Origin of the sequence: Brevundimonas subvibrioides ATCC 15264 (genome assembly GCF_000144605.1) — a bacterium.
Lineage (GTDB): Bacteria > Pseudomonadota > Alphaproteobacteria > Caulobacterales > Caulobacteraceae > Brevundimonas > Brevundimonas subvibrioides.
Map to the genome: position 1 here is coordinate 2,563,582 of NC_014375.1, position 12,451 is coordinate 2,576,032.

At 68.4% G+C, this 12,451-nt stretch carries 15 protein-coding genes; 7 read left to right on the plus strand and 8 right to left on the minus strand.

What is annotated here, in order from left to right; genetic code table 11:
- Positions 1–6 precede the first annotated feature (6 nt).
- Entirely contained in the window at positions 7–225 is a 219-nt protein-coding gene (locus BRESU_RS12720; protein ID WP_013269963.1) for a twin-arginine translocase TatA/TatE family subunit, read from the minus strand.
- A 103-nt stretch (positions 226–328) separates the two neighbouring features.
- On the opposite strand from BRESU_RS12720, the gene rnhA reads away from it, so the two are divergent.
- Positions 329–781 carry a ribonuclease HI gene (gene rnhA / locus BRESU_RS12725; protein WP_013269964.1) on the plus strand — a complete coding sequence of 151 codons (453 nt, stop codon included), beginning with the start codon at positions 329–331 and terminating at the stop codon, positions 779–781.
- Here the strand turns inward: rnhA and BRESU_RS12730 are convergent.
- The 4 genes from BRESU_RS12730 to BRESU_RS12745 form a co-directional block, all read right to left on the minus strand.
- A complete protein-coding gene (locus BRESU_RS12730) occupies positions 778–1,236 on the minus strand; it encodes an NfeD family protein (protein ID WP_013269965.1) in 459 nt (152 codons plus the stop codon). The two genes, rnhA and BRESU_RS12730, sit on opposite strands and share 4 nt — an antisense overlap.
- Positions 1,237–1,250: 14 nt before the next feature.
- Positions 1,251–2,228 (minus strand): SPFH domain-containing protein, encoded by a 978-nt coding sequence (locus tag BRESU_RS12735; RefSeq protein WP_013269966.1) that lies wholly within the window; start codon positions 2,226–2,228, stop codon positions 1,251–1,253.
- 124 nt (positions 2,229–2,352) lie between these two features.
- Positions 2,353–2,844, minus strand: a complete 492-nt coding sequence (locus tag BRESU_RS16955) for a hypothetical protein (protein WP_013269967.1) — start codon at positions 2,842–2,844, stop codon at positions 2,353–2,355.
- A gap of 139 nt (positions 2,845–2,983) precedes the next feature.
- Complete coding sequence (locus tag BRESU_RS12745; protein ID WP_013269968.1) at positions 2,984–3,406, minus strand: NUDIX hydrolase; 423 nt, start codon at positions 3,404–3,406, stop codon at positions 2,984–2,986.
- Between the two features lie 68 nt (positions 3,407–3,474).
- On the opposite strand from BRESU_RS12745, the gene BRESU_RS12750 reads away from it, so the two are divergent.
- The 5 genes from BRESU_RS12750 (at position 3,475) to BRESU_RS12770 (ending at position 8,294) form a co-directional block, all read left to right on the plus strand.
- Entirely contained in the window at positions 3,475–4,890 is a 1,416-nt protein-coding gene (locus BRESU_RS12750; RefSeq protein ID WP_013269969.1) for an FAD-binding oxidoreductase, read from the plus strand.
- 71 nt (positions 4,891–4,961) lie between these two features.
- Positions 4,962–5,726 (plus strand): peroxide stress protein YaaA, encoded by a 765-nt coding sequence (yaaA, locus tag BRESU_RS12755; RefSeq protein WP_013269970.1) that lies wholly within the window; start codon positions 4,962–4,964, stop codon positions 5,724–5,726.
- Between the two features lie 108 nt (positions 5,727–5,834).
- A complete protein-coding gene (locus BRESU_RS12760) occupies positions 5,835–6,683 on the plus strand; it encodes a 3-hydroxybutyrate dehydrogenase (RefSeq protein ID WP_013269971.1) in 849 nt (282 codons plus the stop codon).
- A gap of 43 nt (positions 6,684–6,726) precedes the next feature.
- Positions 6,727–7,797 carry a patatin-like phospholipase family protein gene (locus BRESU_RS12765; protein ID WP_050762573.1) on the plus strand — a complete coding sequence of 357 codons (1,071 nt, stop codon included), beginning with the start codon at positions 6,727–6,729 and terminating at the stop codon, positions 7,795–7,797.
- Between the two features lie 110 nt (positions 7,798–7,907).
- Positions 7,908–8,294 carry a VOC family protein gene (locus tag BRESU_RS12770; protein ID WP_013269973.1) on the plus strand — a complete coding sequence of 129 codons (387 nt, stop codon included), beginning with the start codon at positions 7,908–7,910 and terminating at the stop codon, positions 8,292–8,294.
- 73 nt (positions 8,295–8,367) lie between these two features.
- Here BRESU_RS12770 and BRESU_RS12775 read toward each other — a convergent pair whose 3' ends face one another.
- From BRESU_RS12775 to BRESU_RS12785, 3 genes are read right to left on the minus strand one after another with little or no spacing between them, the layout of a single operon-like run.
- A complete protein-coding gene (locus BRESU_RS12775) occupies positions 8,368–9,291 on the minus strand; it encodes an L-threonylcarbamoyladenylate synthase (protein WP_050762574.1) in 924 nt (307 codons plus the stop codon).
- Positions 9,282–9,860, minus strand: a complete 579-nt coding sequence (locus BRESU_RS12780; RefSeq protein ID WP_013269975.1) for a YceI family protein — start codon at positions 9,858–9,860, stop codon at positions 9,282–9,284. The genes BRESU_RS12775 and BRESU_RS12780 overlap by 10 nt, the downstream gene beginning before the upstream one ends.
- Before the next feature lie 7 nt (positions 9,861–9,867).
- Positions 9,868–10,419 (minus strand): cytochrome b, encoded by a 552-nt coding sequence (locus tag BRESU_RS12785; RefSeq protein ID WP_013269976.1) that lies wholly within the window; start codon positions 10,417–10,419, stop codon positions 9,868–9,870.
- Between the two features lie 147 nt (positions 10,420–10,566).
- On the opposite strand from BRESU_RS12785, the gene BRESU_RS12790 reads away from it, so the two are divergent.
- On the plus strand, positions 10,567–12,351 hold the full coding sequence (locus BRESU_RS12790; protein ID WP_013269977.1) for an acyl-CoA dehydrogenase: 1,785 nt from the start codon (positions 10,567–10,569) through the stop codon (positions 12,349–12,351).
- Positions 12,352–12,451 lie beyond the last annotated feature (100 nt).

Here is a 12,451-nt window from a genome sequence, read left to right on the forward strand (position 1 = left end):
CCGCGACTAGCGCTTCAGCTCTTCCTTTTCCGCGTCGGTGCGCGGCAGGCTGGACACGCCCTCGTGCGGTCCGTCCTTCTTGTCTTCGTCCTTCAGGCCTTCCTTGAAAGCCTTGATGCCCTTGGCGGCGTCACCCATCAGGCCCGAAATCTTGCCCTTGCCGCCGAACAGCAGGGCGACGACGACGATAACGATGGCCCAGTGCCAGATGCTGAAGCTGCCCAAGACGAACTCTCCTCGAACGGACCCGAAGCGGCCCGCGTCAAACATACGGTGCATATAGTCCAACGGATGGCGACGCGCCAAGCGAACCTGTAAGTGCGCGCAAATGAGTCACGTGATCATCCACACAGACGGCGCCTGCAAGGGCAACCCCGGCCCCGGCGGCTGGGGCGCCATCATCCAGTTCGGCGAAAAGGCCAAGGAAATGTCGGGCGGCGAGCCGCTGACGACCAACAACCGCATGGAGCTCACCGCCGCCATCATGGCGCTGGAGGCCCTGACCCGGCCGTGCAAGATCGACCTGCACACCGACAGCAAATACGTGATGGACGGCATCACCGGCTGGATCCACGGCTGGAAGGCGCGGGGCTGGAAGACCGCGGACAAGAAGCCGGTCAAGAACGACGACCTGTGGAAACGCCTCGACGTCGCCCGCACGCGCCACGAGGTGAAATGGCACTGGGTCAAGGGCCACGCCGGCCACGCCCTGAACGAGCGCGCCGATCAGCTGGCCAACCGCGGCATCGAGGAGATGCGCGCGGCGAAAGCGAAAGCCTAGGCGGCGCGCACCTTCAGGCCGGACCCCAGGCTGGACTGGACGATGACGTCGGCCCCGACGTCGGGTGCCGTGCCCTCGATCTCGGCCGGCCATTCGGCCCCGGACACGAACACCCGCCCCCGCCCGCCCACGAACGCCTCGACCACCCTGGCGCGCTGGCCGACCAGCCGCCCGTCGCGGTCGTTGATGTCCGGGCTCTCGGACGGGTTCACCCGCTGGATCAGGGCGCGCGACAGCAGGGTCGACAGCAGCGTCAGGGCGGCGAAGATCCCCACCTCGATCGGCAGGCCCAGCCGAAGCCCCAGCGCGGTCAGGACCGCGACAATCCCGGCCGACACCGCCGGCCACAACAGCCATTCGGTCGAAAACGCCGCCTCGACGGCCAGAAGCAGGACGCCCAGGGCCAGCCAGATCCAGAACGGCTGGGCGGCGTAGATGTCGGCGATGGCGGTCATGCTGGCGCTCCTGTTCAGGCGGTGGGCGGCACGGTTCCGGCGCGGGGGCGGGCCGGAGGGGGCGGCGGGGCGGCGCGGGACACCTGCTGCTGGTCGCGCGCCAGGCCGACCAGTTCGCCGATCCCGGCGATGGTCCCGACCAGGCTGCCCATCTCGGCGGGCACGATCACCGTCTTGGCGGTCGGGTTGCGGGCCAGTTCGGCGAAGGCCTCGACGTATTTCTGGGCGACGAAATAGTTGATCGCGTTGACGTCGCCGGCCGCGATGGCCTGGCTGACCATGGCGGTCGCCTTGGCCTCGGCCTCGGCCGCGCGTTCGCGGGCCTCGGCGTCGCGGAACGCCGCTTCCTTGCGGCCTTCCGATTGCAGTATGGCCGACTGCTTGGCCCCCTCGGCGCGGGCGATGGCGGCCTGTTTCTCGCCCTCGGCCTCGGTGATGATGGCGCGCTTCTCGCGTTCGGCCTTCATCTGACGGGCCATGGCGTTGGTGATGTCGACCGGCGGCGTCAGGTCCTTGATCTCGATCCGGTTGACCTTGACGCCCCAAGGCTCGGTCGCCGCATCGATGACGGTCAGCAGGCGGGTGTTGATCGAATCGCGCTGGAACAGGACCTCGTCCAGCTCCATCGAGCCGACCACGGTCCGCAGGTTGGTCATGCAGAGCTGGGTGATCGCGTAGGGCAGGTTCTCGACCCGATAGGCCGCGCTGGCGGCGTCCATCACCTGGATGAAGACGATGGCGTCGACCTTCACCATGGCGTTGTCCTTGGTGATGACCTCCTGCTGGGGCACGTCCAGGACCTGCTCCATCATGTTCATCCGCCGCCCGATCCGCTCGACGAACGGCGTCAGGATGCTGATGCCGGGCTTCAGGGTCTTGGTGTATTTGCCGAACCGCTCGACCGTCATCTCGCGCCCCTGGGGCACGATCTTGACGACGCTGAACAGCAGCACGATGGCCAGGGCCACCAGGGCGAGTGCGAAATAGCTCATCCGTTTCCTCCGTATCGCACCACGTTAGCCCTGCACCGGCCCCGGTTCCATCGAAACCGGTCACCCCCAAACGAAAACGGCGGCCCCCGAAGGGACCGCCGCAAGCGCTCGATTGAGAAGGAGACTATTCTTCTTCTTCTTCTTCCTCCTCTTCCTCGTCCTCGGCGTCGTCTTCCTCTTCCTCGTCTTCTTCCTCGTCTTCTTCTTCTTCGTCCTCTTCCTCGTCCTCGGCGTCGTCTTCATCTTCTTCTTCGTCTTCCGAGGGATCTTCCTCGTCGACGTCGTCGTCCTCGACCTCGAAGCCGCCGCCTTCGCACAGGTCGACGTCATAGACTTCTTCGGTGTCGCCATCCTCGTAGGTGGCCATCACGTCCTGCACGCAGTCGTCGCCCACATCGAAGGTGACTTCGACGGCATCGCCCGGCGCGATTTCTTCGTCGAGCAGGTTGTCGCCGAAATCTTCGACCGACGTGCCAGAAATCGCGAGTTCAACGATCGGAACTTCGCCGGTGTTGGTCACGGTCATCGTAGCTTGCGCCATGGCGGCAGTGCCGAAAGCGCTCATGCCGATCACGAGAGCCGCGGTCGATGCTGCGGCGAGCAAGGTCTTCTTCATTCGATATCTCCCCCGAGTCGGCAAAACGCCGATCTCTTAGCTGTGTGGCAGACGAATCCGGAGAAGTCACTCCGGGTCCGCTGCAGCGTGTGTCGCTTTCCGAGCGGGCAAACGTAAGTGACGACACCTGACGGCGACCTCAGGGCGTGGTGGCCATCCCGACACCCGCCGTGATGATCCGGCGGGTCTCGTCCCAGGACACAAACGCCAGCGCCTCCTCGACGGGCATGAAGACGGCCTCGACCGCGTCGTCGCCGGCCACCGGTTCCCCGGCGATCCAGCGGGCCACGTAGTCGATCAGCACATAGTGCCGGCCCTCGTCGGCGAAGATGCCGTCGACGACATCGATCAGGCCCAGGATCTGCGCCGACACGCCTGTCTCCTCACGCAGTTCACGCAGGGCGGCCTCGACGGCCTTTTCGCCCGGCTCGATCCGCCCGCCAGGCAGGCTCCACTGGCCGATGCGCGGTGGGGTCCCCCGCCGGATCATGAGGACGCGGTCTCCCTGCACGCAGACGACGCCGACAGCGGGAACGGGAGCGGTGGGACGGGGGTTGGTCATTCCCCCATCATAGCGATCCGGCCCGGTTTGGGGTGGCGTATGCGGCTCCGCTTTGAGACAAGTCCCTTATGAGCGCGAGCCCCCCTCCCCCCGCTGATGCCGTCATCGCCCTGAAGTCCGCCCTCGGCCCGTCCGGCTGGACCGAGGATGCGGCCGAAATCGCGCCCTGGCTGACGGAGTGGCGCAACCGGTGGAACGGCCACACGCCGCTGATGCTGAAGCCGGCCACGACCGCCGAGGTGGCCCGGGCCGTCGAGATCTGCGCGCGCTACAGCGTCGCCATCGTGCCCCAGGGCGGGGACACGGGTCTGGTCGGCGGTCAGATTCCCTACGGCGAGGTCCTGCTGTCGACCCGCCGGCTGCGCACGGTGCGCGACGTCACCCCTCTGGACGACGCCATGACGGTCGAGGCGGGCGTGACCCTTCTGGAGGCGCAACAGCTGGCAGCCCGGGCGGACCGGTTCTTTCCGCTCAGCCTGGCGGCCGAGGGCACGGCGACGATCGGCGGGGTCATCTCGACCAACGCGGGCGGCACGGCCGTGATCCGCTACGGGGTCATGCGCGACCTGGTGCTGGGCCTCGAGGCTGTCATGCCGGACGGTCAGGTGTTCAACGGGCTGAAGCGGCTGAGAAAGGACAACACCGGCTACGACCTGAAACAGCTGCTGATCGGGGCTGAAGGCACGCTGGGCGTGATCACGGCGGCGACGCTGAAGCTGTTCCCCATCATGCGCAGCCGCGCCACGGCCGTGGTGGGCCTGGCCGATCCCCATGCCGCCATCCAGCTGCTGGCCCGCGCCAAGTCCGAGACCGGCGGCGGGGTCGAGGCGTTCGAGCTGATGAAGCGGGTCGGTGTCGACTTCGCGCTGAAACACATCCCCGGCGTCCGCGAGCCGCTGGACAGCGTCCAGCCCTGGTACGCCCTGATCGAGCTGACCTCGGGCGAACCGGGCGCGGCCGAGGCCGGTATGGAGCGCATCCTGTCCGCCGCCTTCGAGGCTGACCTGATCACCGACGCGGCAATCGCCCAGAACGAGACCCAGGCCCGCGACTTCTGGAAGCTGCGAGAGGAACAGTCGGCGGCCCAGAAGCCCGAGGGGGGCGGCTGGAAGCATGACGTGTCGGTCCCCGTCAGCCGCATCGCCGACTTCCTTGACGAGGCCACCGCCGCCGTCGAACGGTTCGAGCCGGGCGCGCGGGTCAGCGCCTTCGGCCACGTCGGCGACGGCAATATGCACTACGACGTGCTGTGCCCGCCGGGCGCCGACCTGAAGGCCTTCCTGGGCCGTTGGGAGGCCGGCTCGGAGGTCGTGCACGACATCGTCGCCCGCTACGAGGGTTCGATCAGCGCCGAGCACGGGCTCGGACGGCTGAAGACCGAGGAAGCGCGGCGCTACAAGTCGCCGCTGGAGATCGCCACCATGCAGGCGATCCGGACGGCCATCGATCCGCAGAGGATCATGAACCCGGCCGTCTTGTTCTGAGGCGATCGGTACCCTTCATTCCGTCACCAAACGCGCCTAGACACCGCGCCTGACGAACGGAGCCCCTGCCCTTGCTGATCGTGCTGTCTCCGGCCAAGCGGCTGGACTTTTCCGAACCCCAAACGACGGTCCCGGCGACCCAGCCGCGGTTCACCGACGACCTGGCCAGCCTGGCCCGCACCGCCAAACGCCAGACCAGGGCGGACCTGCGTCGGCTGATGAGCATCTCCGATGACCTGGCCCAGCTGAACCGCGAGCGGTTCCAGGCCTTCGATCCGGCCGCGACCGATGTCGGCATCCAGGCCGCCTTCGCCTTCGCCGGCGACGTCTATCAGGGTCTTGAGGCGCGGACGCTGGACGACAAGGCACTGGCCTTCGCCCAGGATCATCTGCGCATCCTGTCGGGCCTGTACGGCCTGCTGCGTCCGCTGGACCGCATTCAGCCCTATCGGCTGGAGATGGGCACCCGGCTCAAGACGCGGCGCGGGTCCAGCCTCTACGACTTCTGGGGCGACCGGATCTCGAAGCAGCTGAATGCCGACGCGGACGCGCAGTCTGATCCAACGCTGGTGAACCTCGCCAGCCAGGAATATTTCGGCGCGGTCGACGCCAAGGCGCTGAAACTGCCAGTCGTCACGCCCCAGTTCCGCGAGAACAGGGACGGCGAAAGTCGAATCATCTCGTTCTTCGCCAAGAAGGCGCGCGGGACCATGGCGCGGTTCGCCATCGACGAGCGGATCGAAAAGGCCGGCGACCTGAAAGCCTTCGACCGCGACGGCTACGTCTTCGACAAGACGGCTTCGACCGACAGCGACTGGATATTCACCCGCTCATGAAATCTTCTCCGGCCTGTCGCCTTCGCGGCCGCGAGCGGCTAGGCTGACGGAACCAGAAACCGACGCCAGGCTTTCGGCGACACCAAGAAACCAGAGTGGACGACACGCATGTTCCAGTGGCCCGGCAAGAAGGATGACGAAGCGACCGAACGTCCCGTCTATCGCGATCCCAACGACCTGAAGGGTCAGGTCGCGGTCATTTCGGGCTCGACCTCGGGCATCGGACTGGCCCTGGCGCGGGCCGTGGCGTCGCGCGGCGGCGATGTGGTGCTGAACGGCCTGGGGGATCCGTCCGAGATCGAGCGTACGCGGGCTGAGCTGGAAGCCAGCTGCGGCGTGCGGGTCCGCTATCACGCCGCCGACATGCTGAAGGGCGACGAGGTGGCCGACATGGTCGCCTTCGCCAAGCACCAGCTGGGCCGGGTCGACATCCTGGTGAACAACGCCGGCATCCAGCATGTGGAGGCGGTCGAGAAATTCCCGTCCGACAAGTGGGAACAGATCATCGCCATCAACCTGTCCTCGACCTTCTATGCCACCCGCGCCGCCATCCCGATCATGAAGGCGCAAGGCCGCGGGCGGATCGTCAACATCGCCTCGGCGCACGGTCTGGTCGCCAGCCCGTTCAAGTCCGCCTATGTCGCCGCCAAGCACGGCGTCGTCGGCTTCACCAAGACGGTGGCTCTGGAAGTCGCGCGCGACAACATCACCTGCAACGCCATCTGCCCGGGCTATGTCGAGACCCCGCTGGTCCAGTCCCAGATCGCCGATCAGGCGCGCGCGCGCGGCATCTCAAAGGAAAAGGTCATCACCGACGTGATCCTGGAGGCCCAGCCGACCAAGCAGTTCGTCACCACCGACCAGCTGTCCGGCCTGTTCCTGTACCTGATCTCCGACCTGGGGGCCTCGGCCAACGGGGCGGCCTTCTCGATCGACGGCGGCTGGACCGCGCAATAAGGCAAGCACGACCGGGGGGCGAATGGCGCTGTTCAAACGCAAGATGCCGCCGACGCCCGCCCCCGAGGCGGCCGCCGCCGACGTCGATCCCGCGGCACCGCGCCCCATCTGCCTGGCCCTGCAGGGCGGCGGAGCCCACGGCGCGTTCCAGTGGGGCGTGCTGGACCGGCTGCTGGAGGACGGGCGGCTCGACATCCGGGCGGTGACCGCCTCCTCGGCTGGGGCCATGAACGGCGCAGCCCTGGTGTCGGGACTGGCGACCGGCGGGGCGGACGGGGCGCGGGCGACGCTGGACAAGCTGTGGCGCGAGACCAACCAGTCGGGCGGCAAGAACGTCTTCGGCGACACCTCGATCTGGTCCAACGCCCTGACCCCGGCCTGGCTGAAGGACACCACCTTGTGGCGGGCCTCCGAGACCCTGGCGATGTCGATGTCGCCCTATGAGTTCAATCCGCTGAACCACCATCCGCTGAAGCGGGTCCTGGGGGCCGCCATCGATTTCGAGGCGATCCAGGGCTCCGACGTCAAGCTGCACGTCGCCGCCACTGCTGTGCGCCACGCCCGGTCGCGGGTCTTCACCAACAGCGAGATCACCGACCAGGTGCTGCTGGCCTCCGCCTGCTTGCCCCAGCTGTTCCAGGCGGTCGAGATCGACGGCGAGCCCTATTGGGACGGCGGCTATCTGGCCAATCCGCCGCTGTGGCCCCTGTTCTACGAGGACACGCCCGACGACGTCCTGCTGATCACCCTGAACGCCTTCGAGCGCGCCGATACGCCCAAGGCCCCCGGCGACATCATGGACCGGCTGAACGAGGTCGTGTTCAACGCCCCCCTGGTCGCCGAACTGCGCGCCGTCGCCTTCGTCCAGGACCTGATCGAACAGGGCCGCCTGACGCCCTCGGCCCAGGACCGCTATCGCAACATCCTGATGCACGCCATCGAGGCCGACAGCTGGCTGGGCGACCTGTCGCTGGGGTCCAAGTTCAACACCGAATGGACCTTCCTCAACGACCTGAAGACGCGCGGTCGCGCGGCGGCCGAGGAATGGCTGGAGAGCTGTTTCGGGGACGTCGGGGTGCGGTCCAGCGTCGATCTGCAGGCGCGGTTCGGGTAGGCGGACTTTCAGGTCGAACTGTCCGGCTTCGCTCCGTTGCAAGCGTCAGAGCGCGCGGGCACGCTGGAGCCTCGGCCGGCCATCCCGGTCTATGCAGCCGGAGACGATGCATGCCCATCCCTGAAACCACCGGCGTATTCGCCATCGTTCCGAGCAACGACCTGGCGGCGGCGGTTCCGTTTTGGGAGCGGCTGGGCTTCACCCGCACCGGTGGCGACGAGAACTACCTCATCATGACCGGCTGGGGATGTGAGGTTCATCTGACCCAGGCCGGCACCGGGCCCTGGGCCGTTCCGGAAGCCCACAACCCCTTCGGTGTCTTCATTCGAACGCCGGACGTCGATGCGATCGCCGCGCGCGTCGACGACCTGATCATTCGCCCGGGCGGCGTCCTCCGACACCGCGAGTGGGGACTTTATGAAGTCGGCGTGTGCGGGCCGGATGGTCTGCTCGTCCGCATCGGATGGCCGTCCCACCTCGTGCCGGGCTTCGAATGAACGGCAGCCTGACAGGACCGGAATCGCTTGATGCGGTCTTCGGGTGGCCCCACCGGCGAAACCCAATCCACGCCTACCCCACAAACCCCGCCGCCCGCCTGAGCCGGTCGTTGATCGCCTCGCCCAGCCCCGCCATCGGCACGGGGGCGACGGCGATTCCTACGGGGTGCTCCCGGTCCGCCTCGCGCAGCAGACGGAACAGCTTCGCCGCGGCTTCCCGCGGGTCGCCCGACGGGCTGAGGTTCCAGCGGGGGTCGCCGGAGCCGGGGCCGAAGCCCAGCAGGATCTCCCCCTCCCCCGCCGTCTCCGCGTCGATGCGCACGGGGGCGTCGGGGGCGTAGTGGAGGGTCAGGCGGCCGGGGGAGCGGTGGCCATGGTCGCTTTCGGCCAGGGGGCCGACCAGGGCCTCGATCTGATCGCGGGTCACGGCCCCGGGCCGCAGCAAGGTAACGCGGCCGTCCAGCACCGAGACCACCGTGCTTTCGACCCCGACATCGCACGGCCCGCCGTCCAGGGCGGCGGCGGCGGACGAGCCGGTCTCCTCCATCGCGTCGGCGAAGGTCGTCGGACTGGGGCGGCCGGAGCGGTTGGCCGAGGGGGCGACGACGGGGCCGCCGAAGGCCTGAAGCAGCGCCCGCGCGACCGGGTGGCCCGGCACCCGCACCGCCACGCTGTCCAGCCCCGCCCGGGCGAGGTCGCAGACCCGGTCGCCCGGCCGGACCGGGGCGACGATCGTCAGAGGACCGGGCCAGAAGGCGGCGGCCAGGGCGCGGGCGGCATCGTCGAAAACGGCGATGGCCTCGGCGGCGCCGGTATCGGCGACATGGGCGATCAGGGGATTGAACCGGGGCCGGCCCTTGGCCTCGAAGATGCGGGCCACGGCCTCCGCCCTGCCGGCGTCTGCCGCCAGCCCATAGACGGTCTCGGTCGGCAGGATGACCAGATCGCCGGCCCGCAGCGCGGCGACAGCGGCGTCCAGCCCTTCGCTCAGGCGGATCGGGTCGCCAGCGAGACGTCCACCCGCACCTGTCGGCCGATCAGCCTGTTCCACGATCCCTGCGTTCCAATTCCGTAAGCGGCCCGGTCCAGCGAGAAGCCGCCGGTCATCTGCGCCGTCCGGCCATCGCTGCGCAAGGTCACGGGGAAGCTGACCGGGCGGGTCACGCCCTTCATGGTCACATCGGCCTGGGCCGTGAACCGCTCGCCGTCCAGCCGTCGCAGGGACGTCAGCCGAAAGCGGATGTCGGGGAAGCGTTCGGTGTCCAGCAGGGCGGGCCCGATGGCCGGGCGGGTCAGGGCGGCATTGTCCATGCGCAGCGAGGCGGCCTCGACCGTGACGGCGACCCGCGCCGCCTCCGGCGCTTCGGGATCGAATCGGACGTCGGCGTTCCAGCGCTCGAAACGCCCGGTGCGGTGGCCCAGAGGACTGGCCACCCGCATCGTTATGCTGGACTGGGCCGGAACCGCGACCCACCGGCTGACCTGGGCCAGGACCGGCGGGGCATCGAGGGCCGAGACCGCCGCCGCGATCAGGATCAGACCGGACAGGAAGCGGCGGCGAACCATGATGGCCTCAGGGGCGGCGCGGGATGAACGGCACCATCCGGTGCAGCACATTGTCGCGGTCGACGAAGTGGTGCTTCAGCGCCGCCAGGACGTGCAGGGCCAGCAGCACATAGAGGAACTTCACCCCCAGCTCATGCATGTCCATGAAGGTGCCCGCCAGCTCGCGGCTCTGCGGCAGGGGCAGCAGGGGCCAGTTGAACAGGCCGAAATAGGAGATGTCGCGCCCGGCTGCGCTGGACGCCGCCCAGCCGCCGAGGGGCAGGCCGATCAGCAGGACATAGAACAGGACGTGCGTCGTGCGCGCCGCGATCTTCTGCCATTGCGGCGTTCCGGGCGGCATCGGGATGGCCGGGTTCATCAGACGCCAGATGATCCGTGCCACGGTCAGGACCAGGATCGTCAGCCCGATCTCCTTGTGCAGGACGACGAATTCGCGCGACTGCGGGCCCTCGGTGGCCTCGTGCGCGGTGATCAGCAGGACCTGGGTCAGGATCAGCAGGGCCAGGCCCCAGTGGAAGATCAGCGAAACGATCGAATAGCGATTGCGTGGCTCGGCCATGCGGTGTCCCCCGGTGGAGTCGTGAAGCATAGCTTGGCGCACCTGAAGCCAGACTCCAAGCGGTCCCTTGCCTGACGTCACGGCATGGTCGCATGAAGAAGGGGAACGGAGCGGCCCACGGCTTCGACTGTCTTCGAGGAACGTCCCATGACCTATCGCGCCCCCGTCCGCGACCTGGCCTTCAGCCTGACCGCCGTCGCCGGCATCGACGACCTGGCCGCCACCGGGGCCTTCCCCGACTATGACGGCGACGTGCTGAACGCCGTGCTGGAAGCCGCGGGACAGTTCTCCGAAGAGGTCCTGGCCCCCCTCAACCGGCCGGGCGATCTGGCCGGGGCGACCTATGCCAACGGGGCGGTCACGGCCGCGCCCGGGTTCGCCGACGCCTATAGCCAGTTCGCAGCCGGCGGCTGGACCGGTCTGGCGGCCCCGGCCTCGGCCGGCGGGCAGGCCCTGCCCAAGGCGCTGGAACTGGCGGCCTTCGAGACGGTCCATGCCGCCAACATGGCCTTCGGCCTGTGCCCCATGCTGTCGCTGGCGGCGATCGAGGCGCTGGAGGCCCACGGGACCGAGCACCAGAAGACCGCCTATCTGCCGCGCATGGTCTCGGGCGAATGGACGGGCGCCATGTGCCTGACCGAGCCCCAGGCCGGGTCGGACCTCGGGGCCCTGACGTCCACCGCCACGCCCAACGGCGACGGTACCTACAGCCTGACGGGCCAGAAGATCTACATCACCTGGGGCGACCACGACGCGACGGACAACATCGTCCACATGGTTCTGGCCCGCCTGCCCGATGCCCCCGCCGGGCCCAAGGGCATCAGCCTGTTCCTGGCCAACAAGTTTCTGGTGAAGGCCGACGGCACCCTGGGCGACCGCAACGCCTTCCGGCCCGTCGGCATCGAGCACAAGCTGGGCATCCACGCCTCCCCGACCTGCGTGATGCAGTACGAGGGCGCGACCGCCGAGCTGGTCGGCCGGCCGAACGAGGGCCTGGCCCACATGTTCACGATGATGAACGCCGCCCGGGTCGGCGTCGGCATGGAGGGGGTCGGCATCGCCGACCGGGCGTACCAGCACGCCCTCGCCTATGCGCTGGACCGGCGTCAGGGGCGCTCGGTCTGGACCGGCGAGGCCGGCGCGCCGATCTTCGACCATCCCGATGTCCGCCGGACCCTGTCGGTCATGAAGGCCAAGATCGAGGCCGCGCGGGCCATCTGCCTGTCGACCGGAGTGGCCGCCGACATGGCCCGTCATGCGGCGACGCCCGAAATGCGCGCCCACTGGAAGGGTCGCGAGGACCTGCTGACGCCCATCGCCAAGGCCTGGTCGACGGACGCCGGCGTCGAGATCGCCTCGCAGGGGGTCCAGATCCACGGCGGCATGGGGTTCGTCGAGGAGACCGGCGCGGCCCAGTTCTACCGCGACGCCCGGATCGCCCCGATCTACGAAGGCACCAACGGGATCCAGGCCATGGACCTCGTGGGCCGCAAGCTGTCGCAGGATGGCGGGGCCTCGGCCAAGGCCGTCATCGCCGAGATGAAGGCCACGCTGACGGACCTGGGCGGCCTGTATTCCGGCAAGCCGATCGAACGCTTCAAGACGGCGATCGCGGCGGTGGAAGACGCCACCCTGTGGATCCTCGACCGGAAGGCCGATCCGGCCGGAGCCGCCGACGTCCTGGCCGCCGCCGACGCCTATCTGAAGCTGATGGGCGACGTCATCGGCGGCTGGATGCTGGCCAGGGGAGCGCTGGCGGCCAAGGCCAGGCTGACCGCAGGCGACGGCGACCCGGCGTGGCTGGAAGGCAAGATCGCCCTGTACGAAATCTACGCCGCCAACGTCCTGGGCCACGCGTCGAGCCGACTGGCGGCCATCGGTCAGGGCGGCGACCTGCTGAAGCGCATGGGTCGCGAGGCGCTGGGGGTCTGAGGCCCCGAATTGCACTCTAAAAAACCGGGTGCAAAAGGTGCAAATGCCGCTCAAACCCTGTGGTGGGCTGACCGGGCCGATTGCACCCGTGCAACCCGTT

Coding starts and splice junctions, on each gene's coding strand:
- rnhA (WP_013269964.1), top strand. CDS start 329: ATGAGTCACGTGATCATCCACACAGACGGCGCCTGCAAGGGCAACCCC.
- BRESU_RS12730 (WP_013269965.1), bottom strand. CDS start 1,236: ATGACCGCCATCGCCGACATCTACGCCGCCCAGCCGTTCTGGATCTGG.
- BRESU_RS12735 (WP_013269966.1), bottom strand. CDS start 2,228: ATGAGCTATTTCGCACTCGCCCTGGTGGCCCTGGCCATCGTGCTGCTG.
- BRESU_RS16955 (WP_013269967.1), bottom strand. CDS start 2,844: ATGAAGAAGACCTTGCTCGCCGCAGCATCGACCGCGGCTCTCGTGATC.
- BRESU_RS12745 (WP_013269968.1), bottom strand. CDS start 3,406: ATGACCAACCCCCGTCCCACCGCTCCCGTTCCCGCTGTCGGCGTCGTC.
- BRESU_RS12750 (WP_013269969.1), top strand. CDS start 3,475: ATGAGCGCGAGCCCCCCTCCCCCCGCTGATGCCGTCATCGCCCTGAAG.
- BRESU_RS12760 (WP_013269971.1), top strand. CDS start 5,835: ATGTTCCAGTGGCCCGGCAAGAAGGATGACGAAGCGACCGAACGTCCC.
- BRESU_RS12765 (WP_050762573.1), top strand. CDS start 6,727: ATGCCGCCGACGCCCGCCCCCGAGGCGGCCGCCGCCGACGTCGATCCC.
- BRESU_RS12770 (WP_013269973.1), top strand. CDS start 7,908: ATGCCCATCCCTGAAACCACCGGCGTATTCGCCATCGTTCCGAGCAAC.
- BRESU_RS12780 (WP_013269975.1), bottom strand. CDS start 9,860: ATGGTTCGCCGCCGCTTCCTGTCCGGTCTGATCCTGATCGCGGCGGCG.
- BRESU_RS12785 (WP_013269976.1), bottom strand. CDS start 10,419: ATGGCCGAGCCACGCAATCGCTATTCGATCGTTTCGCTGATCTTCCAC.
- BRESU_RS12790 (WP_013269977.1), top strand. CDS start 10,567: ATGACCTATCGCGCCCCCGTCCGCGACCTGGCCTTCAGCCTGACCGCC.